Origin of the sequence: Streptomyces sp. NPDC020362, from assembly GCF_040642095.1 — a bacterium.
In the GTDB taxonomy this organism is placed as follows: domain Bacteria; phylum Actinomycetota; class Actinomycetes; order Streptomycetales; family Streptomycetaceae; genus Streptomyces.
Map to the genome: position 1 here is coordinate 25,050 of NZ_JBFAET010000061.1, position 19,790 is coordinate 44,839.

Here is a 19,790-nt window from a genome sequence, read left to right on the forward strand (position 1 = left end):
AGCGCGGCAGGAGGCGGCCTTCAGAGGTTCTTCATCATCTTGGCGAAGTCGCTGATGTGCCTGCGGAGATCGGCGAGTTCGGGGCGGTCGGCCAGGAGCTCTACTCGGTGGCAGAGGTCGACCGGGCCCTGGGCACCGCCGCGGTCACCGGCCGGTTCGCTGACAAGGACCTGTTGTCCATCGTCGACCACCAGGCCACACGCGAGCACACCGAACCCGTCCGCCACGCGAGGAACAATCCCTGCAGCCCGGCACCTCCGCATGGTGCTCCTTCGGCCTGCCCACCCAGCCCGCCTCCGACGTCTCCGAGTACGGCGAAAGCGATCTCGCCTGATGGCCACCCCACTTCGCATCGTTCCCGGCACCAACCGACCGCATGTGATCGCCTTGCGCTCACGCCCCTCCGGCCGACGACAGCACCTGTTCGCACCACAGGTCGGAACATGTCGACCGAAGACCTCCCGGCCCCCACGGCCAAGCACTGGCAGGACTGCACGCACGTGTACGACTTCCCCATGAGGCTCTCCTGGTTGCGGCCGAGCACTTTGCCTTCTGCCCGGACAACATCTGGCAGGGCAGCAGGCCGTACACGCTGACCGCGTACTCTGAGCGGATCATCGGGGCTCATCACTGGGATTTCTGGTGGAACTGATCCGCTCCGCAGAAGACGCTCAACCGGGAACTGACTTTCAGGAGTGCGGTGCTGGGTCGTCAGGCGACGGACAGTCTGTGCCACCAGTGATTGCAGCCGCCGGAGCAGAAGCGCTCGCGGCGCCGCGCGTCGGCAATCGTGAGCACCGCGATCAGCAGCCTGAACGCCTTGCGGCGTTCGTCGAGAGGCGCGAGACCGGTGATCTTTCCCAGTTGCTCGTCCATCCGGCCTCGTGAGATCAGCACTGCGGGCGTATGCGTCGGGCGCAGCCCGGCACGGCGGATGCTCTCCGGTGCATCCTCTGCGACGGCGCGCGCCTGGACGCAGTGGTGGCGCAGGAACAGCAGCACTTCGGACTGCTCTTCGTGGCCGAGGCTGTCGAACCATTCGATGCCCTCTGACATCGGGCGCAGCCCCTGCGCGAGCTCGTTGAGCAGGACGTCGCGTTCGTTCATGACTGCCTCGCGTCGCGGACGCCTCTCCGCCGCGGTGATCAGGATGCCGAGCAGCACCGCCAGATCGGCCGCGCCTTCGGCATCGTCGGCCCAGCGGGTGGTCTGAAGCGGGCGCACCTGGTCGAGGAGGATGCCCTCGCGTGCCAGGACGAAGCCAACGCCGGCACGTCCGCGTGGCACAGCTCGGGCGCACACCAGCAGGCCAGAGTCCTTCCCCGCAGGTCCGGGACCAGGTCCAGCAGTTCCGGGCGCTCCAGCAGGTGGGCCCGGTACATTGCCATGACCTCGGCCCGGGTGCCGTCCCGCTTCTTCTGCGGGGTGTCGTAGGCGAAGGGGTTGTACAGCGGGTGCCGGGGCAGGTCCCAGCCGCCCATGGTCCAGCGGCGGCCTACGTAGACCACGTCCGCGGGGGCGTGTTCCAGCCGGGGGCCGAACTCGTGGATCCGGCCCCTGACGCTGATCACCCGGGTGGTCATGGCGAGGACGCTACGCCTGAGCCTCGTACGGAAGCAGGTCCGGTCGCTTCGGCGGGCGGCCGTCGCCGGAGGAGCGGCCGGTCAGGCGTCGGCCTATCCAGGGCAGCAGGTACTGCCGGGCGAACCGGGCGTCCGCGGCGCGCCGTGTCGCCCAGCCCGGCGGCTCGGTGGGCGGTATCGGCGTGCGCCACTCGGTGTCCTCGGGCTCGTGGCCGAGTGTCTGCCACACCGCCTCCGCGACCCGGCGGTGCCCCTCCGCCGTCAGATGCAGCCGGTCCACGTCCCACAGCCGGGGGTCGGCCAGCGACGGCGCACCGTACAGGTCGACCACCAGGGCGCCGTGCCGCGCGGCCAGCTCGTCCACGCAGGCGAACAGCTCCTCCATGCGCGGGCGGAACCGCTCGAGCACCGGGCCCTCGCGGCCCGGGCTGCGCATCAGCACGAGCTGCTTGCAGCTGGGTGCCAGGCGCTCGACCGCCTCGGTCAGCAGGCCCCGCACCCGGCCCATGTCGCACTTGGGCCTGAGCGCGTCGTTGAGCCCGCCGACCAGCGTGATCACATCGGCGTTCATCGCCGCCGCCACGCCCACCTGCTCGTCGACGATCTGCCCGATCAGCTTCCCGCGCACGGCGAGGTTGGCGTACCGGAACCCGGTGGTGCGGGCGGCCATCCGGGCGGCGAGGAGGTCGGCCCAGCCGCGGTAGGAGCCGTCGGGCAGCAGGTCCGACATGCCCTCGGTGAAGGAGTCGCCGACCGCGACCAGGCTGGAGTACGGGGGAGGCGTGGGATTCGTCTGCATGGCGACAGCGATGGTATCCCGGTTCCATACCCGCCGGTCGGTCGCCCTCGGAATGCCGGAACGGCCCGACCGCAGCGGCCCGCACAGCGCACACGGGCCACCCGCCCAGTGCATGGGGGCCACCCGCCCAGCGCATGCGGGGCGGCCTTGCACGGCGCATGCGGGGCCCCGCCCGGCTCGAGCGGTGCCCCCGCCCGGCTCACGCCGGCTGACCGAACAGCTCCTGCAGGACGTCCTCCATGGTCACCAGCCCGGCCAGCCGCCCGTCCTCGCCCAGGACACCGGCGAGATGCGTACGGCTGCCCCGCATCGCGGTGAGCACGTCGTCCAGCGGGGTGCTCTCCCGTACGCGTGCGATGGGCCGCATGTCGCGCAGCCGGAACGGCTCGTCGCGGGGCAAGGCGTCCAGCGCGTCCTTGACGTGCAGGTAGCCCACGATCCGGCGGCCCTCGTCGACCACCGGGAACCGGGAGAAGCCGGACTCGGCCGACAGCCGCTCCAGTTGCTCCGCCGTGACGCCCACGCGCGCGTACACCACCCTCTCCAGCGGGACGACCACGTCCCGCACCGGTCTGCGGCCCAGCTTCAGGGCGTCGTGCAGCCTCTCCTGGGCGCGGTCGTCGATCAGGCCGGCCAGGCTGGCGTCCTTGACGATCTCGGCCAGTTCGGTGTCCGTGAAGGTCGCCGCGACCTCGTCCTTGGCCTCCACCCTGAGCAGCTTCAGCAGCCCGTTCGCGAAGGCGTTGATCGCGAAGATCACCGGGCGCAGCGCCCGGGACAGCGTGACCAGGGGAGGGCCGAGCAGCAGCGCGCTGCGCACCGGCTCGGCGAGCGCGACGTTCTTGGGCACCATCTCGCCCAGCAGCATGTGCAGGTAGGTGGCCAGGGACAGCGCGATCACGAAGGACACCGCGTGGCCCGCGCCCTTGGACACGCCGATCGCGTGGAAGACCGGCTCCAGCAGATGCGCGATCGCCGGCTCGGCGACCACGCCGAGGACCAGCGTGCACAGCGTGATCCCCAGCTGGGCGGCGGCCAGCAGCGCGGACACGTGCTCCAGGCCCCACAGCACGCTCTTCGCGCGCCGGTCGCCCTCCTGGGCGAGCGGCTCGATCTGCGAGCGGCGCACGGAGATCAGCGCGAACTCGGCGCCCACGAAGAAGGCGTTGACGACCAGCGTCGCCAAGCCGATGAGCAGCTGAACGGCGGTCATCGGGTCCGCTCCGTCTTCTCGTCGCTCTCCTCGTCGTCCAGCGGGGCGTGCAGCAGCACCCGGGCCGCCCGGCGCCCGGAGGCGTCCACCACGTCCAGCCGCCAGCCGGCGACCTCCACGCTGTCGCCGACCCCGGGTATGCGGCCCAGCTCCGTCGCGACCAGGCCGGCCAGCGTCTCGTACGGCCCCTCGGGCACGCGCAGGCCCACGCGCGCGAGCTGGTCCGTGCGCGCGGCGCCGTCCGCGGAGTACAGGGCCCGGCCCGCTTCGTCGGCGCCGGCGGGGGCGAGGTCCGGTGTCTCGTGCGGGTCGTGCTCGTCCCGCACCTCGCCGACGACCTCCTCGACGATGTCCTCCAGCGTTGCCACGCCCGCCGTACCGCCGTACTCGTCGATGACGACGGCCATGGTGCGCCTGCCGGACAGCCGGTCCAGCAGCCGGTCGACGGTGAGGGACTCCGGCACCAGCAGCGGCTCGCGCATCACCTGGGCGACGGAGCGCAGGGTCCGCTCGTCGGCGGGCAGCACCAGGACGTCCTTGATGTGGGCGATGCCGACGACCGCGTCGAGGCTGCCGCGGTAGACCGGGAACCGGGACAGTCCCGTGGCCCTGGTCGCGTTCGCCACGTCCTCGCAGGTCGCCTGGGTGTCGAGGGCGACGACCTGGACGCGCGGGGTCATCACGTTCTGCGCGCTCAGGTCGGCCAGGTTCAGTGTCCGCAGGAACAGCTCGGCGGTGTCCGCCTCCAGCGCGCCCGCCTTCGCGGAGTGCCGGGCGAGGGCGGCCAGCTCCTGCGGCCCGCGCGCGGAGGCCAGCTCCTCGGCGGGCTCCAGGCCGAAGCGGCGCACGACATGGTTGGCCGTGCTGTTGAGGTGTGTGATGAAGGGGCGGAAGGCGGCGCTGAACCAGCGCTGCGGGTTGCCCACCCGCTTGGCCACGGCCAGCGGCGAGGAGATCGCCCAGTTCTTCGGCACCAGCTCGCCGACGACCATCAGGAACACCGTGGACAGCGCCGTACCCAGCACCAGCGCGACCGAACTCGCGGTGGTGGGCGACAGGCCCATCGCCCGGAACGGCCCGGCCAGCAGCCTGGCGATCGACGGCTCGGCGAGCATGCCGACGACCAGGTTGGTGACGGTGATGCCGAGCTGGGCGCCGGAAAGCTGGAAGGTCAGATTCCGTGCGGCCTTCAGGGCGCCCGCCGCGCCGCGCTCGCCGCGTGCGGCGGCCCGCTCCAGCTCGCCGCGCTCGACCGTGGTCAGCGAGAACTCGGCCGCAACGAAGGCGCCGCAGGCGAGCGAGAGCAGGATCGCCACCAGAAGGAGGAGCACTTCGGTCATCGGGTCACCCCCGTCCCATGATCGGACAGGGCGGGGCGGAACGCGCGGTGTCGCGGACCGGGAGGTTCGTCCATCGGAGGACGCTCACAACCTTTCACGGAGGGCCGAGTGCTCCCTCAATGGTAAAGGATGAGCAAAGAGACCTCGGGGGCTCAGTCCGTGAGGGGCTTCACCCAGCGCCGCCACTGTTCCTCGGGCGCGTACCCGGCCGCCCGCCAGGCGTGGTGCGCACTCTCGTTGCGGACCAGCACCATCGCGTCCCCGCGCCGGCCGCCGAGCCGCACGAACCGCTCCTCCGCGGCGGCCAGCAGCGCCGAGCCGATGCCCCGGCGCCGCCGGTCCGGGTCCACCGCGAGCCGGTACAGATGGCAGCGCCAGCCGTCGAAGCCCGCGATCACGGTGCCGACCAGCTCGCCGTCCTGCTCGGCGAGGAGCAGTGCCTCAGGGTCGCGGGCGACCAGCCGCTCCACTCCGGCGCGGTCGTCGCTGATGCTGGTGCCCTCGGCGGACGTCTTCCAGAAGGCCAGAACGGCGTCCAGGTCGGCGGGTCCGGCGGAACGTATGTGCAATTCGGTCATGCGATCACCCGATCACAGGAGGCCGCGGCCGTCCGCGCGTTTCAGCATGCGGACTCCTCCCGCAGCCGCTGCATGACCGGCGCGAACGCCTCCATGCACGGCTCCAGGACGGTCAGGTACGAGAACCCGAACCGCTCCCGCTGCGCGCGCACCCGCTCGACCACGTCCTCCAGGGGGCCGACCAGAATGATGGGAAGCTCCAGCGCCCGCTCCAGGCTGAGTCCCGGCTGGCGTTCGAGCAGCGGCTTGAGGACGGGCTCCGGATCGTCGGTGACGGCCACGATCTGGATCAGCAGGTTCAGCTCGGAGGGTTCCGTCCGGCCCGCCGCCGACTCCCGGTAGTGGGCGACCCGCCCGTCCAGTTCCTCGGCGGTGAGCGGCGCGAGCGTGCCCGGGGTGGCACCCGGCCGCGCACCGGTGAAGGCCGCGATGTCCGCGTGCTCCGCCGTCAGGCGCAGCATCCGGTCACCGTTGGCACCGATCAGCAGGGGCACCCGGGACTGCACGGGCCGGGGCTGGAACTCCTCGGAGCCGAGCAGCCGGTCCAGCTCCGCCACCGTGTGCCGCAGGTGGTCCACCCGTTCGCGCGGCGAGCCGAAGGGCAGTCCGGCCGCCTCGTGCTCGGCCTGGACGTACCCGGTCCCGAGACCGAGTTCGAGGCGGCCGCCGGTCAGGGCATCGGTGGCCGCGACCTCACGGGCTAGCAGCACCGGATTCCAGAAGCCGGCGTTGAGCACGAACGTGCCGAGCCGCGGCCGCTCGGTCGCCTCGGCCGCGGCGATCAGTGCCGGGAACGGCGCGACCATGCCGAGATGGTCGGGGACCAGGATCACGTCGTACCCCAGTTCCTCGGCGCGGCGGCACTTGGCCCGCCAGTCGGCGGCGGGCGAGGGCGTGAGCAGGTTGACTCCGAAGCGGAAGGGGCGCGGCATGAACTCTCCTCTGCTGCACATGACTTGAGTGTGGATCTTCGATTCCATCATGCGCGCCCCCGCGCGGTCACTCGTGCGCGATCGCCGCCAGCACGTTCATCCGCGACGCCCTGAGCGCCGGCAGCAGGGCGGCCACGATCCCCACCACCGCCGAGCCGATCACCACCGCGACGATCGTGCCCCAGGGGAACGCGAGCGCGGTCATGCCCTGCAGAGCCAGCACCTGCTGTGCGCACACGCCCCACACGAGCCCGAGTCCCAGTCCGAGGACGGCACCGAACACCGCGATCACCACCGACTCCAGCCGGATCATCCGGCGCAACTGCCGCCGGCTCAGCCCGATCGCGCGCAGCAGTCCGATCTCCCGCGTGCGCTCGACCACCGACAGGGCCAGGGTGTTGACCACGCCGAGCACGGCGATGACGATCGCGAGCCCGAGCAGTGCGTAGACGAGGTACAGCAGCACGGCGATCTGGTCGTGCACGAGCTTCTTGTAGTCGGCCTGGTCGCGGACCTGAACCTGCGGATACGGCCTGAGGGTCCGCTCCAGGCGGGAGCGCAGCAGGCCGGCGCCGGTGCCCGCGGACCGTTTGACGTAGAGAGCGGCGTCCTGGCCGCCGGGGACGTACTTCTCGACCGTGCGGATGCCGAAGAACAGCCCGCCCTGCATGCCGAACCCGTCGCCGCCGCCCTGGTCGGTGAGGGCGCCCACCCTCATCCGGGCCCGCTGCCCGCCGGGGAACTCGACGGGCAGGGTGCTGCCCAGACGCACGCCGTGGTCCTTCGCGAAGGACGCGTCCATGCCGAGCCCGCCGTCCGCGAGCGCCGCCGTACTGCCGCCGGCCGCGTAGGTCACATGGGCGACCTCGTCGACCTGCGGGTCGTAGCCGGCGGCGGTCGTCTTCACGCGTGTGCCGTCGGGGAGCCGTACGGCCACGGGCGCGAACCGCTGTCGCACGACGAGCCGCACGCCCTCGGTGCCGCGCACCTTGTCGGTGATCTCCCGTGTGAACGGCAGGAAGTTGCTGTTCTGGACGACGAAGTCGGCGCCCAGCGTCCTGTCGATCCGCTGGTCGAAGGATGCGGACATCGAGGCGCTCGCCACCGACATCCCGCCCACCAGCGCGAGGCCCACCATCAGTGCGGCCGCGGTGGCACCGGTGCGGCGCGGATTGCGCAGGGCGTTGCGCTGGCTCATCCGGCCGACCGATCCGAACAGCGCGGGGAAGGCGCCGCCCAGCACGCGGATCACCGGCCGCACCAGAAGCGGACCGGCGATCACCGTCGCGATCAGCGTCAGGACCACGCCCAGGCCCAGCAGGGAGGCCGCGGACGCGGTCTTCGTCGCCGTCGCGCACCCGGCCAGCGCGGCCGCACCGGCCGCCCCGACCACGGAGCCGACGACCGCCCGCACCCTCAACGGCTTGCCCACGCCCGTTACTTCGGCGTCCGCGAGAGCCGCCATCGGCGAGACGGCCGCTGCGCGCCGCGCGGGCAGGTATGCGGCGACGAAGGTGACGCCGACGCCGACGGTGTAGGCCGCCACGGGTGTCGGCCGGCCGATGACCATCTCCGTGGCCTTCAGGTTCATCCCGAACGCGCTCATCAGCCGGATCAGCCCGAACGCGAGCCCGATCCCGGCCGCGAGGCCCAGCGTCGAGCCGGCCACGCCGAGCAGCACGGCCTCCGTGAGCACCGACCGCCGCACCTGCCGCCGGTCGGCGCCGAGGGCCCGCAGCAGGCCCAGTTCACGGGTGCGCTGGGCGATCAGCATGGAGAAGGTGTTGACGATCAGGAAGATGCCCACGAGCACGGCGATGCCGGCGAACCCCAGCATCACGTACTTGATGACGTCCAGGAACCCGCCGAGCTGGGCCGCGGCCGACTTGGCCTGCTCGCCGGCGGTCTTCAGGTCGTAGGTGCCGGTGCCAGTGCCGATCGCCTCTCCGACGCGGCGCTTGAGTTCCGCGTCGGACACCCCCGTGGCCGCGTCCACCGAGATGCTGGTGGCCCGGTCGGCCGAGCCGAGCAGCTCACGGGCGGCTACCGAGGGGTCCAGGAAGACCAGGGCCGCGCCCGGGTTGGTGGTGGTGAACGTGGCGATGCCGACGACCCTGGCCCGGAACGTGCCCGGCTGCGCCTGGACGGTCAGGGTGTCGCCGATCCGCACCTGCTTCTTGTCCGCGGTGTCCGCATCGAGCAGCGCCTCGCCCGCGCCGTGCGGCGCATGACCGGAGGTCAGCTTCACCGGGCTGCGACGGGTGACGTACCAGGAGGTGGCGATGGTCGGGGCGCCGGTGGTCGGGCCGACGGACCTGTTGCGGCGGTCGACCACCACCACGTTCTGAACCGACACGTCCGCATGCGCCGCCGCGACTCCCGCGACCTTGGCCACCCGGTCCTTCAGGGCCGCGGGCACGGTCTGCACGGCACCGGCGGTCCTGGCGGACTGCAGGTCCTGTTTCGGCTCGACCGTCACATCGGCGGAGGTCGAGGCGAACAGCCGGTCGAACGTACGGGTGACGGTGTCGGAGAAGATCAGGCTGCCCGCGACGAACGCCACGGACAGTACGACGGCCAGCGCGGACAGGGCCAGTCGGCCCTTGTGCGCGAGGAAACTCCGCAAGGTCGCCTTGAGCACGGGGTCAGTCCTCCTGGGCGGTGCTGTCGTCGCCGAACCGCCCGCGCAGCACGTCGAACGCCTTCATGCGCTCCAGCACGGCCTGAGCCGTCGGCCGCTCCATCCGGTCCACGATCCGCCCGTCGCCGAGGAAGAGCACGAGGTCGGAGTGGGCGGCCGCGCCCGGGTCGTGGGTGACCATGACGACGGTCTGCCGCAGATCGTCCACGGCCCTGCGCAGAAAGCCCAGCACTTCGAGACCGGCCCGCGAGTCGAGGTTGCCGGTCGGCTCGTCGGCGAAGATCAGCTCGGGCCGGGAGGCCAGGGCCCGGGCGCAGGCGACGCGCTGCTGCTGACCGCCCGAGAGCTGCGCCGGGCGGTGCGTCAGGCGCTCGCGCAGCCCGAGCGTGTCGATGACCTGGTCGAGCCACGCCTGGTCGGGCTTGCGGCCCGCGATGTTCATCGGCAGCGTGATGTTCTCGGCCGCGGTCAGCGTCGGGATGAGGTTGAACGACTGGAACATGAACCCGATCCGGTCCCGTCGCAGCCGGGTCAGCTCCCGGTCCTTCAGCCCCGTGATCTCCGTGCCGCCGATCCAGACCTGCCCGGCCGAGACGCCGTCCAGGCCCGCCAGACAGTGCATGAGAGTGGACTTCCCCGAGCCCGAGGGCCCCATCACGGCGGTGAAGCGGCCGCGCGCGATCTCCACGTCCACCGAGTCCAGGGCGAGTACGGCCGTCTCGCCCGAGCCGTAGGCCTTGGTCAGCCCGCGGGTGCGGGCCGCGATCGAGCCGTCGTACGCCCGGCCCGGGGCGTGTTCGGCAGCAGGTGTGGACAAGACCGCCTCCGATCGTCGACTCCCTCGTACCGGCCGAGCCTAATGTGACCCGTCCCACAGCCGGAATCCCTCTGGGCGCTCCCTCTGAAGAGCCGGCCGCCCTTGCCGTTGCTAGCACTTCGGCGCTAGCTTCGAAGCATGGCGAAGACCCAGCTGAACGTGCGCGTGGACGAGGACACCGCCCGCGCGGCCCGCGAGCGCGCCCTGGCCCGCGGCATGAGCGTCAACCGCTACATCGAAGAGCTGGTCAGACAGGACACCGGGGAAGTGGGCAGCACCTTCGTGGACGCCGCCGCCGACTTCATGAAGCAGTACGAGTCCGTGTTCGCCGAGGAGTTCGGCGAGGTACGCGGCACCGGCTCCGGCGAAGCCCGCAGCTGATCCCTTGAACGAGCTCAGCATCGACCTCGCCTGGCTTCTCATGCTCGCCGAACGGAAGACGCCGGGGGACCCGCAGGTCACCGACTGGGGTGCCCTGGTAGCCGCCGTCGCCCGGCACCGGGCCGAGATATTCGACGTGCCCGTCTACGACACCCCGCACGCCCGTGCCGCAGCCCTGCTGCAGCTGCTCGTCCACGTTCCGGCGCTGGAGCGTTCCAACGCCCTGTTCGCCTCGGCCGTCGCCTACGCCTACCTGGTCGCCAGCGGACTGAAGGTCGTCACCTCGCCCGAACAGATCCGCGACCTCGCCCGGCTGGTCAAGAGCGGTGAGGCGGGCATCGACGACATCGCCCGGGAGCTGCGCCGCTGGAGCCTGTGACGAGCGGCGGCCCGCAGCGCGCCGGAATCAGCGCGCCGCCGGTTCGACGGGCCGCCGGGCGGTTCCCAGCACACAGTACGAGGTGGGCAGCTTCGGGCCCTTCTCAGGCAGCAACACCCGCCGGTACGGGCCGAGTTCGAACCCGGCCTCGCGCAGTGCGGCGACCGGGTCCCGGGCGACATGACAGCCGCCGTTCAGCGCGGGCCACAGTGTCCGGTCCAGGGTGTGCTGAGTCAGTGTCATCACCCGGCCGCCGCCCCGGCCGTGCTCGAAGAACCGCACCTCGCCGCCCGGTTTGAGCACCCGCCGCACCTCGCCCAGCGCCCGTGCCACGTCCCGCACGCTGCACAGCACCAGCGACAGCACGACCGCGTCGAAGCCCTCGCTCTTGACCGGCAGCGCCTCCGCCGTCCCCGGCACCACGTCGACCGGGACCTGGACGTGCAGGGCGGACTGCAGGGCCATCCTCCTGAGCAGCGGCTCCGGTTCGATCGCCACGACCTCCGCGACGGTCCCCGGATAGTGCCCGAAGTTCAGTCCGTTGCCGGCGCCGATCTCGATCACCCGCCCCGACAGCCCGGCCAGCAGCCGCTCGCGCACCCCGGCCATCCCGAGCCGGGTCTCGGCGGCCACGCTGAACCGGGCGTAGCAGCGGGCGAAGAGCGGGTGGTGGACGGGGCTGCGCGCCACCGTGCCGGAACCGGTCGACAACAACCGCATGGCAACCTCCCGGGAGGGTCGGGCCTACGGTGATTGTCCCCCGGGAAACCCCGTCGCACCCCCGGCGAAACGCCCGACATCCCACACGGCGAAGTCGCGTGCCGGTCCGTCGACGCCGTGGTCGGTGTTCATGCCGGCGTGCGGGACGCAGCCGACGTCGCCCGCCCCGCACGGCTTCGCCGGAGTACGCCAGGCAGTGGCGGCCGCTGGGCCCGCTCGGGGAGCGGGCCGGCAGGCCGCCCTTCGGGGTGCCGGTCCGCGTCGGCACGGTCCGGACCTCGGTGGCCAGGTGCGGGGCGGTGCCGACGGCCATCCGGCACCCGTCCATCGCGCACCTGACCGTCCGGGGTCCGACCAGCGCGCACCCGACAGACGCGCACCTGACCGTCCGGCACCCGACCACCCCGCTCGGCGTGGAGGCCGCCGTCCCCACCGGACCGGATCGACCCCGATGGTGCCGTCAGGGCGCTTCCTGGATCCGGAAGTCCCCGACGGTGCTGTCAGGGTGCTTCCCGGATCCGGATCGACCCGGACGGTGCCGTCAGGGTGCCTCCCGGGTCCGGAACGCCTCCGCGTCCCACGTTCCGTCCAGGCGCGGCGCAAGCCAGCCCGGAGCCGCCGCGCGGAAGTCCGCGGGAGGCAGGGCAGCGGCCCCTGCGGGAAGCGCGCCGAGCAGCGGGGCGCCGGCGACCTCCGGCAGGTCGGCGACATTGCAGCGGGAGGCGAGGTCCGGGGCATCGGGCCAGCTGCCGATCACCACACCGGCCGGCTCCAGATCGCGCGAGCGCAGTTCACGAGCCGTCAGCTCCGTCGTGTTGAGCGTGCCCAGACCGGCCGGAGTGACGACCACTACCGGCGCGTTCAGCAGCTGCGCCGCGTCCGCCAGCGTCCCGCCCGCCTCGTCGAACCGGACGAGCAGCCCGCCCGCCCCCTCGATCAGCACCAGATCGTGCTCGGCGGCCAGCTTGGCCGCGGCCTCGGCCACCTCGTGCGGACGCACGGGAGCCATGCCCGCACGCCGGGCCGCCGTACCCGGCGCCAACGGCTCGGGGTAGCGGGCCAGTTCGGCGGCCGTGACCGGACCCGCGAGGCGCACGACCTCGTCGGCGTCCCCGCGCTCGTCGGGCCGAACCCCCGTCTGCGCGGCCTTCAGCACGGCCACCGAACGCCCGGCCGCGAGCGCCGCGGCGGCGATGGCGGCGGTGGTGACCGTCTTGCCGATCTCCGTGCCCGTGCCCGTGATCACCAGTACCGGCATCTCATCCCTCCCGCGCCGCGGCGCACACCGCGCGCGCGATCCGTGCCACGTCCTCGTCGCCGGTGACGTACGGCGGCATCGTGTAGATCAGGTCGCGGAACGGGCGCAGCCACACGCCCTCCCGTACGGCGGCCCGGGTGGCCGCGGCCATGTCCACCTCGTGGTCGAGCTGGACGACCCCGATGGCGCCCAGGACGCGGACGTCCTTGACACCCGGCAGTTCCGCGGCCGGAGCGAGGCCCTCGCGCAGGCCGGCCTCGATGCGCACGACCTGCGCGCGCCAGTCCTGCCCGAGCAGCAGCTCGATGGAGGCGCAGGCGACGGCCGCCGCCAGCGGATTGCCCATGAACGTCGGCCCGTGGGCGAGCACCGGGACCTCGCCCTGCGAGATCCCGTCGGCCACCCGAGTGGTGCAGAGTGTCGCCGCCATCGTCATGTAGCCGCCGGTCATCGCCTTGCCCACGCACATCACGTCCGGCGTGACGCCCGCGTGCTCCGCGGCGAACAGCGCACCCGTGCGCCCGAAGCCGGTGGCGATCTCGTCGAACACCAGCAGCACGTCGTGCGCGTCGCACGCCTCGCGCAGCACCCGCAGATAAGCGGGGGAGTGGAACCGCATCCCGCCCGCGCCCTGCACCACCGGCTCCACGATCACCGCGGCCAGCTGGTCGGCGTGGCGTCCGATCAGGTCCCGCAGATGGTCGGCGTACGACTCCTCGTACTCCGCCGGCGGTGCCTCGGCGAACACCTGGCGCGGAAGCACGCCGGTCCACAGCTCGTGCATCCCGCCCTCGGGGTCGCACACCGACATCGGCTGCCAGGTGTCGCCGTGATAGCCGCCCCGCCAGGTCAGCAGCCGCTGCTTGCCTGGCCGGCCGAGCGAGCGCCAGTACTGCAGGCACATCTTCACCGCGACCTCGACCGACACCGACCCGGAGTCGGTCAGGAACACATGCTCCAGACCGTCCGGCGACATGTCGACAAGGAGCTTTGCGAGCCGGACGGCGGGCTCGTGTGTGAGCCCGCCGAACATCACATGACTCATCCGCCCCAGCTGCGCGTGAGCGGCCTCGTTCAGGACCGGGTGGTTGTAGCCGTGGATCGCCGACCACCACGACGACATGCCGTCGACGAGTTCACCGGAGTCGTCGGCGAGGCGGAGCCGGACCCCGCTCGCCGACTCCACGACGAGGGGGTCGACCCGGCCGGGCATCGGACCGTACGGATGCCACACGTGCCGGCGGTCCAGCTCGAGCAGTTCGGGCACGGTCGATGCGGACAGGTCAGGCATTGGGCGCGAGATCCGTTCCCGTGCCCCGGCGGCGGACGGCGACGAGGTCGGTGCGCGGCTCGTTCGCGGCGGGCACCGCGGCCGTACCGCACACGTCCGCTCCCTCGTGGGAGCCGCAGACGGACCCGCACCCGGCGTCCTCGTGCGACCCGCACCCGGCGCCCTCGTGCGACCCGCACCCGTTGCTCCCGTGCGACCCGCACCCGCCGCCGACGGCCGCTGCCCGGTGCTCCGGCAGCGTCACCTGGTCGGTGCCCTCCACCTCGAACCCGGCGTCCGCGATCATCTCCAGGTCGGCCTTGCCCGCCTGGCCCTCGCTGGTCAGGTAGTCCCCGAGGAAGATCGAGTTGGCCAGGTTCAGGGCGAGGGGCTGCATCGTGCGCAGGTGGACCTCGCGGCCGCCCGCGATGCGGACCTCGGCGTCCGGGCAGACGAAGCGGACCATCGCGAGGATGCGCAGGCAGCGCTGCGGGGTGAGGTTCCACTCCGCGGAGAGCGGGGTGCCCTCCATCGGGATCAGGAAGTTCACCGGAACGGAGTCCGGGTCGAGCTCCCGCAGCGAGAAGACGACGTCCACCAGGTCCGCGTCGCTCTCGCCCATGCCCGCGATCAGGCCCGAGCAGGCGGACAGCCCGGCCGCGTGCGCCTTGTGCACCGTGTCCACCCGGTCGGCGTACGTGTGGGTCGTGGTGATGTCCCCGTACGTGGCCTCGGAGGTGTTCAGGTTGTGGTTGTAGGCGTCGGCGCCCGCCTCGCGCAGCCGCTCGGCCTGGCCGTCGGAGAGCAGGCCGAGGCAGGCGCACACCTCGACGCCCTCGTTCTGGTCCTTGATGGCCTTGATGGTCTCGGAGACCCGGTCCACGTCCCGGTCCGTCGGGCCGCGGCCGCTGGCCACCAGACAGACCCGCTTGGCCCCGCCGGCCAGCCCCGCCGCGGCCGACCTGGAGGCCTCGTCGGGCTTGATCCAGGTGTACTTGAGGATCTCGGCCTTGGAGCCGAGGCGCTGGGAGCAGTAGGAGCAGTCCTCCGGACACAGGCCGGACTTGAGGTTGACCAGGTAGTTGAGTTTCACGCGCCGGCCGAACCAGTGCCGGCGCACCTTGCCGGCCGCAGCCACCACATCGAGCAGGTCGTCGTCGGAGGTGGCGAGCACGGCGAGTGCTTCCTCACGGGTCGGCAACTCGCGCCGCAGCCCCTTGTCCACCAGCGTGTTCAGCAGGTCCATGAGGCCCGATCCTGTCGTACGGGACCGCCCGGGGCCAAGGAGAGTTTGCACAACGGAGACGGATCACCGTGTGGGTATTGCCACACCCTGGGCGGCTGATCGTGCCGCTAGGGTCTGTGCGCTACCTACAAAAGCCCCGGAGGACCCATGGCGTTCGGCTGGATCGACGAGCAGGCCGAGGCGCGCCGCCGCGCCGGACTCGTACGGACCCTGCGCCCGCGCCCCGCCGACTCGCCGCTGATGGACCTGGCGAGCAACGACTACCTGGGTCTGGCCCACCACGCCGAGATCGTCGAGGGGGCCGCCGCGGCCGCCCGTCGGTGGGGCGGCGGTGCCACCGGCTCCCGGCTCGTCACCGGCACCACCGAGCTGCACACCGAGCTGGAGCGGGAGCTGGCGGACTTCTGCGGCTTCGAGGCCGCACTGGTCTTCGCGTCCGGCTACGCGGCGAACCTGGCCGCGGTCACCGCGCTGGGCCCGCACGACTCCCTGATCGTCTCCGACGCGGGCAACCACGCCTCCCTCATCGACGGCTGCCGACTGGCCCGGGGGGCCAGGCAGGTGGTCGGGCACGCCGATCCGGAGGCGGTGGGCAAGGCGCTCGCCACGCACCGGGGACCGGCGATCGTCGTCTCCGATTCGGTCTTCTCCGTCGACGGCGACGCGGCACCGCTGACCGCGCTGGCGGAGGCGTGCCGGGAGCACGGGGCGGGCCTGGTCGTGGACGACGCCCATGGGCTCGGGGTGCTGGGCGACGGCGGCCGGGGCGCGGCCGAGGCGGCCGGTCTCGCCGGAGCCGACGACGTGGTCGTCACGGCCACGCTCTCCAAGTCGCTGGGCAGCCAGGGCGGGGTGGTGCTCGGCCCGGCGCGGGTGATCGACCATCTGGTCAACGCGGCCCGCACGTTCATCTTCGACACGGGCCTCGCGCCCGCCGCGGTCGGCGCGGCGCTGGCGGCGCTGCGGCTGCTGCGACGCGAGCCGGCGCGGGCGGCACGGGCCCGCGCGGTCGCCGCCGAGCTGCACGCACGCCTGACCGCCGCGGGTCTGGAGGCGGTGCGTCCGGACGCCGCGGTGGTCTCCGTGCGGGCTCCGTCCCCGGAGCAGGCCGTGCAATGGGCGGCGGACTGCCGTACGGCAGGCCTGGCCGTGGGCTGCTTCCGTCCTCCTTCCGTGCCCGACGGCATCTCACGGCTGAGGCTGACCGCCCGGGCGGACCTGTCCGGGGCGGAGATCGAACGCGCTGTACGGGTGATCGGCGAGACGCGACCATGAGTCGGCGTGACACGGCCGTGCATCGCACGAAAGTGATCGAATTTGATCAGTAGGGATCAGTGAGGATCGGTTGGGTCGATCGGGTCGACCGAGTCGGTCTGTTCGATCGGTTCGGTCTGTCCGATCGGTTCGGTGTGTCCGATCGAGTCGGTTTGTTCGGTCGGGTCGGTTGAGAAGGGGATCATCGGAGCGCGGTCACGAACCCCGCCCAGCTCCCGGGGGAGAAGAGCAGCGCGGGTCCGGCCGGGTCCTTGGAGTCGCGCACGGCGAGCAGTCCGGCCCGCGGGCCGGAGAGCGGCCGGGCCGTCTCCACGCAGTTGTTCGCTCCGGTGCTGTAGCTGCTGCGCAGCCATCGCACGTCGTGCAGATCGGTACTGGCAGGGACGTTCCGAGGCAGTGCTGGCATGGTGCCTCCTTACGCGCCGTCACCTATCCCGGCGATGTAATCCAACGAGTCCTCGGGTGAAAGGGCGTGGATCTGAAGGGTGTTGAAGGCCTCGGAGTAGGCCATGAGGTCTTCTTTCCGCTCCAGATAGAGGCTACTCGTCAACTGGTCGAGAACAACCACATCCAGATCAGAAGTGCTCGGAAATGAGAAAATAACGAAAGGGCCGGTGAGGCCGACATGCGCCCCCGCGGCGAATGGCAGCACCTGGAGCCGCACCTGGGGCAGCCGCGCCGCCTCGACCAGCCGGGCCAGCTGCCGCGCCATCACCCCCGGCCCGCCCACGTCGCGTTTGAGCACCGCTTCGTCCAGCACCGCGCTCAGCGCCAGCGGCGGATCCGAGCGCAACACGTCCTGCCTGGCCAGCCGCACTTCCACCAGCGCGTCCAGCCGATCCTCGTCGACTCCCTCCACGGCCGCCCGGGTGACCGCGCGGGCGTACTCGGGCGTCTGCAGCAGACCCGGGACCACCGTGGTCTCCAGCGTGCGCATCCCGCTCGCCTGCGACTCCAGGCTGATGAAATCGCGGTAGGTGGGCGGCAGGATCCCCCGGTAGGCGTGCCACCACCGGTTGCGGCCGCCCGCCTCCTCGGACCCCGCCAACATCAGCAGCAACTCGCGCAGTTGCCCGTCCCGCACCCCGTAGGCATCCAGGAGTAACCGCACATCGGCCGGTTTCACGCCGCTCGCGCCGGTCTCGATACGGCTCACCTTCGACTGGTGCCAGCCCACCAGACGGGCCGCCTCGCCACTGGTGAGCCCCGTCCCCGTGCGCAGCGTGCGCAGCTCGGCGCCGAGCTTGCGGCGCCGTACCGCGGGACCGTTCTGCATGGGGTACTCCTTACTCCTTCCGGGCCGCCCAAATACGGTCTCCCGTCGCAGAGTTCACCGCTTTGAGCGACAGATATATGCATATCCTGGTGGATCGCTCCCCTGACCGGCCCGGTAATGGCAGTCTGGCGAAGAAGCACCAGTGCGGGACCGTACTCGAACCATCCGCTCCTCGTCGGACTGCGGCCCGTGGGAAAGGGACGGCATCGCCATGGCAGACCATCTGGAAGCATCCGTCACTCTGCCGAGCGATCCCGCCTCGGTCTCCGCTGCCCGCTCCTACGTGGTGGGCACCCTCGCGGAGTGGGGTCTGCCACCGAACACCGACGCGGCCGACACCGTGCGGCTGATCGTCTCCGAACTCGCCACCAACGCCGTCCAGCACACCTTCGGTCAGTCACCCACCTTCACCGTCGACATCGCCCTGCACCGCGACGAACAACTGCGCATCGGCGTGACGGACAGTCATCCGCGCTTCCCGAAGAGACTGCCCGCAGCCGTCCAACAGGACAACGGGCGCGGCATGGTCATCATCCGCTGGCTCACCGCCGAGTGCGGCGGCAAGCTCCGCGTCCGCCCCACCCGCGAGGGCGGCAAGACGGTCTCCATCGAACTCCCCTGGTCCATCCCGGCCGAGCCGGTCACGGCGGGCCAGCCCGAGCCCTAGAGCGCGTCCGGCCGCCCGCAGGACACCCGGACGGCGGCCCGTCACCCCCCACTGTCGCAGTCGGCGGAGCCAACCCCGCCCGGCCGGGGGACGGTTCACCGGGACGGGCGCTGACGGTCCGGTGCCTGCCGTGCCCGGCCGAAGGCCCCGTGCAGCAGAGCACGGAACGCCTCCGCCGCCGGAGCGACCTCGTCGGCCCGGAAGGCGACCGAGATCGTACGGCGTAGCCGTCCCCCCTCCAACGGACGTACTCCGACCGGAGTGACGGCGGTCCGCGCCACCATCTCCGGTACGAGAGCCACCCCGAGCCCCGCGCTGACCAGCGCGCACACAACGGCGTACCCGGGGGTCGGCACCAACAGCGCCGCAGTGGCGCCCGCCTCGGCCAGCACCGCCTCCACCCCCCGGCGGGCCGGATGGTGCGGCGCCATGCTGATCAGCGGCTGCCCGGCCAGCTCCGCCAGCGGCAGCCGGGACGAGGCGCTGCTCAGGGCATGCCCCGGAGCCGTCACCAGCACCAGCTCCTCCTCCAGGACCGTCTCCAGCGCGACCGAGGAGGGCACGGGGACGGGATCGGAGGGGTGGTAGGTGTGGGTCAGCGCCAGGTCCACCTCACCGGCCGCCACCGCCGTGACCCCGGACGGCGGGTCGTAGTCGGCGACCGACAGCCGCACGTCCGGATGCGCCCGGCGGAACGCGCTCAGCGCCGGCGGCAGCAGATGGACGCCCGCGGTCGGGAAGGTGCCGAGCCGCAGCACCCCGCCCGTGAGGCCGGTCAGCCGCGCCAGCTCGTGCCGCGCCTGCTCCATCTCGTCCAGCACCCGCCGGGCCCGTGCCACCAGCACCTCGCCCGCCTCGGTCAGCCGGGCCCCGCGATGGTGGCGTACCAGCAGCGCCGTGCCCGCCTCCCGCTCCAGCTTGGCCAGTTGCTGGGACAGGGCGGGCGGGGTGTAGCCGAGCCGGTCGGCGGCCCGGGTGATGGAGCCCGCCTCCGCTACGGCGACCAGCGCGGCGAGCCGGGTCGGGTCGTACATGGAGCCAGCCTAAAGCACTGCTTAATGCTCACCCAGATGATTCGAAATACCTGCTGAAGGCTGTGGCCGTGCAGTCTGGGGCTCATGGACGGACAGCTCATCGCCTTCACCGGGATCGCCGCCGGTCTGGTCGCCATGCCGGGCGCCGACTTCACGGTGGTGGTCCGCAACGCCCTGGTCTCCCGCCGGGCCGGTGCGGTCTGCGGCCTCGGGATCGCCGCCGGTCTCCTGGTGCACACCACGCTCGCGGTGGCCGGGGTCGCGGCGGTCCTGGTCGCCGTACCCGCGCTCTTCCGTGCGCTGCAGCTGCTGGGCGGGGCCTATGTGCTGCAGCTCGGGCTGCGGACCCTGTGGTCGGTGCGGCGGCCCGCCGCCGCTCCC

The 19,790-nt window shown here is 72.0% G+C and carries 22 protein-coding genes and 1 pseudogene; 6 read left to right on the forward strand and 17 right to left on the reverse strand.

Annotation, left to right across the window (positions count from 1 at the left end; translation table 11 throughout):
- Window positions 1–20 precede the first annotated feature (20 nt).
- A complete protein-coding gene (locus AB0H32_RS22500; RefSeq protein ID WP_361123402.1) occupies window positions 21–227 on the reverse strand; it encodes a hypothetical protein in 207 nt (68 codons plus the stop codon).
- A 263-nt stretch (window positions 228–490) separates the two neighbouring features.
- Between AB0H32_RS22500 and AB0H32_RS22505 the strand changes: the two genes are divergently transcribed.
- Window positions 491–652 (forward strand): DUF4253 domain-containing protein, encoded by a 162-nt coding sequence (locus tag AB0H32_RS22505; protein ID WP_361123465.1) that lies wholly within the window; start codon window positions 491–493, stop codon window positions 650–652.
- Window positions 653–711: 59 nt separating this feature from the next.
- Here AB0H32_RS22505 and AB0H32_RS22510 read toward each other — a convergent pair whose 3' ends face one another.
- The 9 genes and pseudogenes from AB0H32_RS22510 to AB0H32_RS22550 form a co-directional block, all read right to left on the reverse strand.
- Complete coding sequence (locus tag AB0H32_RS22510) at window positions 712–1,224, reverse strand: DUF5958 family protein (RefSeq protein WP_361123405.1); 513 nt, start codon at window positions 1,222–1,224, stop codon at window positions 712–714.
- Between the two features lie 41 nt (window positions 1,225–1,265).
- A pseudogene (locus AB0H32_RS22515) lies at window positions 1,266–1,583 on the reverse strand (DUF4326 domain-containing protein); the annotation flags it as partial.
- Between the two features lie 10 nt (window positions 1,584–1,593).
- On the reverse strand, window positions 1,594–2,382 hold the full coding sequence (locus AB0H32_RS22520) for an SGNH/GDSL hydrolase family protein (RefSeq protein ID WP_361123408.1): 789 nt from the start codon (window positions 2,380–2,382) through the stop codon (window positions 1,594–1,596).
- Window positions 2,383–2,581: 199 nt separating this feature from the next.
- Complete coding sequence (locus tag AB0H32_RS22525; protein WP_361123412.1) at window positions 2,582–3,595, reverse strand: hemolysin family protein; 1,014 nt, start codon at window positions 3,593–3,595, stop codon at window positions 2,582–2,584.
- A complete protein-coding gene (locus tag AB0H32_RS22530; RefSeq protein WP_361123415.1) occupies window positions 3,592–4,935 on the reverse strand; it encodes a hemolysin family protein in 1,344 nt (447 codons plus the stop codon). The genes AB0H32_RS22525 and AB0H32_RS22530 overlap by 4 nt, the downstream gene beginning before the upstream one ends.
- A 152-nt stretch (window positions 4,936–5,087) precedes the next feature.
- Entirely contained in the window at window positions 5,088–5,513 is a 426-nt protein-coding gene (locus tag AB0H32_RS22535; protein ID WP_361123418.1) for a GNAT family N-acetyltransferase, read from the reverse strand.
- A gap of 41 nt (window positions 5,514–5,554) precedes the next feature.
- Window positions 5,555–6,445, reverse strand: a complete 891-nt coding sequence (locus AB0H32_RS22540; protein WP_361123468.1) for an LLM class F420-dependent oxidoreductase — start codon at window positions 6,443–6,445, stop codon at window positions 5,555–5,557.
- Window positions 6,446–6,512: 67 nt separating this feature from the next.
- Window positions 6,513–9,086: an ABC transporter permease gene (locus tag AB0H32_RS22545; protein ID WP_361123421.1), complete on the reverse strand. Its 2,574-nt coding sequence runs from the start codon at window positions 9,084–9,086 to the stop codon at window positions 6,513–6,515.
- Between the two features lie 4 nt (window positions 9,087–9,090).
- Entirely contained in the window at window positions 9,091–9,903 is an 813-nt protein-coding gene (locus AB0H32_RS22550; RefSeq protein WP_361123424.1) for an ABC transporter ATP-binding protein, read from the reverse strand.
- Between the two features lie 138 nt (window positions 9,904–10,041).
- Here AB0H32_RS22550 and AB0H32_RS22555 point away from each other — a divergent pair, with 138 nt between their 5' ends.
- Together AB0H32_RS22555 and AB0H32_RS22560 are read left to right on the forward strand one after the other, a co-directional pair.
- A complete protein-coding gene (locus tag AB0H32_RS22555; protein ID WP_361123427.1) occupies window positions 10,042–10,284 on the forward strand; it encodes a toxin-antitoxin system HicB family antitoxin in 243 nt (80 codons plus the stop codon).
- 4 nt (window positions 10,285–10,288) lie between these two features.
- Window positions 10,289–10,663 (forward strand): fic family toxin-antitoxin system, toxin component, encoded by a 375-nt coding sequence (locus AB0H32_RS22560; protein WP_361123430.1) that lies wholly within the window; start codon window positions 10,289–10,291, stop codon window positions 10,661–10,663.
- Window positions 10,664–10,690: 27 nt separating this feature from the next.
- Here the strand turns inward: AB0H32_RS22560 and AB0H32_RS22565 are convergent, their stop codons facing one another.
- From AB0H32_RS22565 to bioB, 4 genes are all read right to left on the reverse strand, one after another.
- Window positions 10,691–11,383: a class I SAM-dependent methyltransferase gene (locus AB0H32_RS22565; RefSeq protein WP_361123432.1), complete on the reverse strand. Its 693-nt coding sequence runs from the start codon at window positions 11,381–11,383 to the stop codon at window positions 10,691–10,693.
- A 541-nt stretch (window positions 11,384–11,924) separates the two neighbouring features.
- A complete protein-coding gene (bioD, locus tag AB0H32_RS22570) occupies window positions 11,925–12,641 on the reverse strand; it encodes a dethiobiotin synthase (RefSeq protein WP_361123435.1) in 717 nt (238 codons plus the stop codon).
- 1 nt (window position 12,642) lies between these two features.
- Window positions 12,643–13,932 (reverse strand): adenosylmethionine--8-amino-7-oxononanoate transaminase, encoded by a 1,290-nt coding sequence (locus AB0H32_RS22575; RefSeq protein WP_361123438.1) that lies wholly within the window; start codon window positions 13,930–13,932, stop codon window positions 12,643–12,645.
- The gene (bioB, locus tag AB0H32_RS22580; protein ID WP_361123441.1) at window positions 13,925–15,157 is read right to left on the reverse strand and encodes a biotin synthase BioB; all 1,233 of its coding nucleotides are present in this window, start codon (window positions 15,155–15,157) and stop codon (window positions 13,925–13,927) included. Before bioB ends, AB0H32_RS22575 begins: the two co-directional genes overlap by 8 nt.
- Window positions 15,158–15,304: 147 nt before the next feature.
- On the opposite strand from bioB, the gene AB0H32_RS22585 reads away from it, so the two are divergent.
- Complete coding sequence (locus AB0H32_RS22585) at window positions 15,305–16,432, forward strand: 8-amino-7-oxononanoate synthase (RefSeq protein ID WP_361123443.1); 1,128 nt, start codon at window positions 15,305–15,307, stop codon at window positions 16,430–16,432.
- Window positions 16,433–16,613: 181 nt separating this feature from the next.
- Here the strand turns inward: AB0H32_RS22585 and AB0H32_RS22590 are convergent, their stop codons facing one another.
- Together AB0H32_RS22590 and AB0H32_RS22595 are read right to left on the reverse strand one after the other, a co-directional pair.
- Window positions 16,614–16,838 carry a DUF397 domain-containing protein gene (locus tag AB0H32_RS22590; RefSeq protein WP_361123446.1) on the reverse strand — a complete coding sequence of 75 codons (225 nt, stop codon included), beginning with the start codon at window positions 16,836–16,838 and terminating at the stop codon, window positions 16,614–16,616.
- Window positions 16,839–16,847: 9 nt separating this feature from the next.
- Window positions 16,848–17,708: a helix-turn-helix transcriptional regulator gene (locus tag AB0H32_RS22595; RefSeq protein ID WP_361123449.1), complete on the reverse strand. Its 861-nt coding sequence runs from the start codon at window positions 17,706–17,708 to the stop codon at window positions 16,848–16,850.
- A gap of 211 nt (window positions 17,709–17,919) precedes the next feature.
- Here AB0H32_RS22595 and AB0H32_RS22600 point away from each other — a divergent pair, with 211 nt between their 5' ends.
- Entirely contained in the window at window positions 17,920–18,375 is a 456-nt protein-coding gene (locus AB0H32_RS22600; protein WP_361123452.1) for an ATP-binding protein, read from the forward strand.
- Between the two features lie 95 nt (window positions 18,376–18,470).
- On the opposite strand, the gene AB0H32_RS22605 is transcribed toward AB0H32_RS22600, so the two are convergent.
- Window positions 18,471–19,409, reverse strand: a complete 939-nt coding sequence (locus AB0H32_RS22605) for a LysR family transcriptional regulator (RefSeq protein ID WP_361123455.1) — start codon at window positions 19,407–19,409, stop codon at window positions 18,471–18,473.
- Window positions 19,410–19,493: 84 nt separating this feature from the next.
- Here AB0H32_RS22605 and AB0H32_RS22610 point away from each other — a divergent pair.
- Window positions 19,494–19,790 (forward strand): LysE family transporter (locus AB0H32_RS22610; protein ID WP_361123459.1); only part of this gene is annotated, 297 nt, incomplete at its 3' end.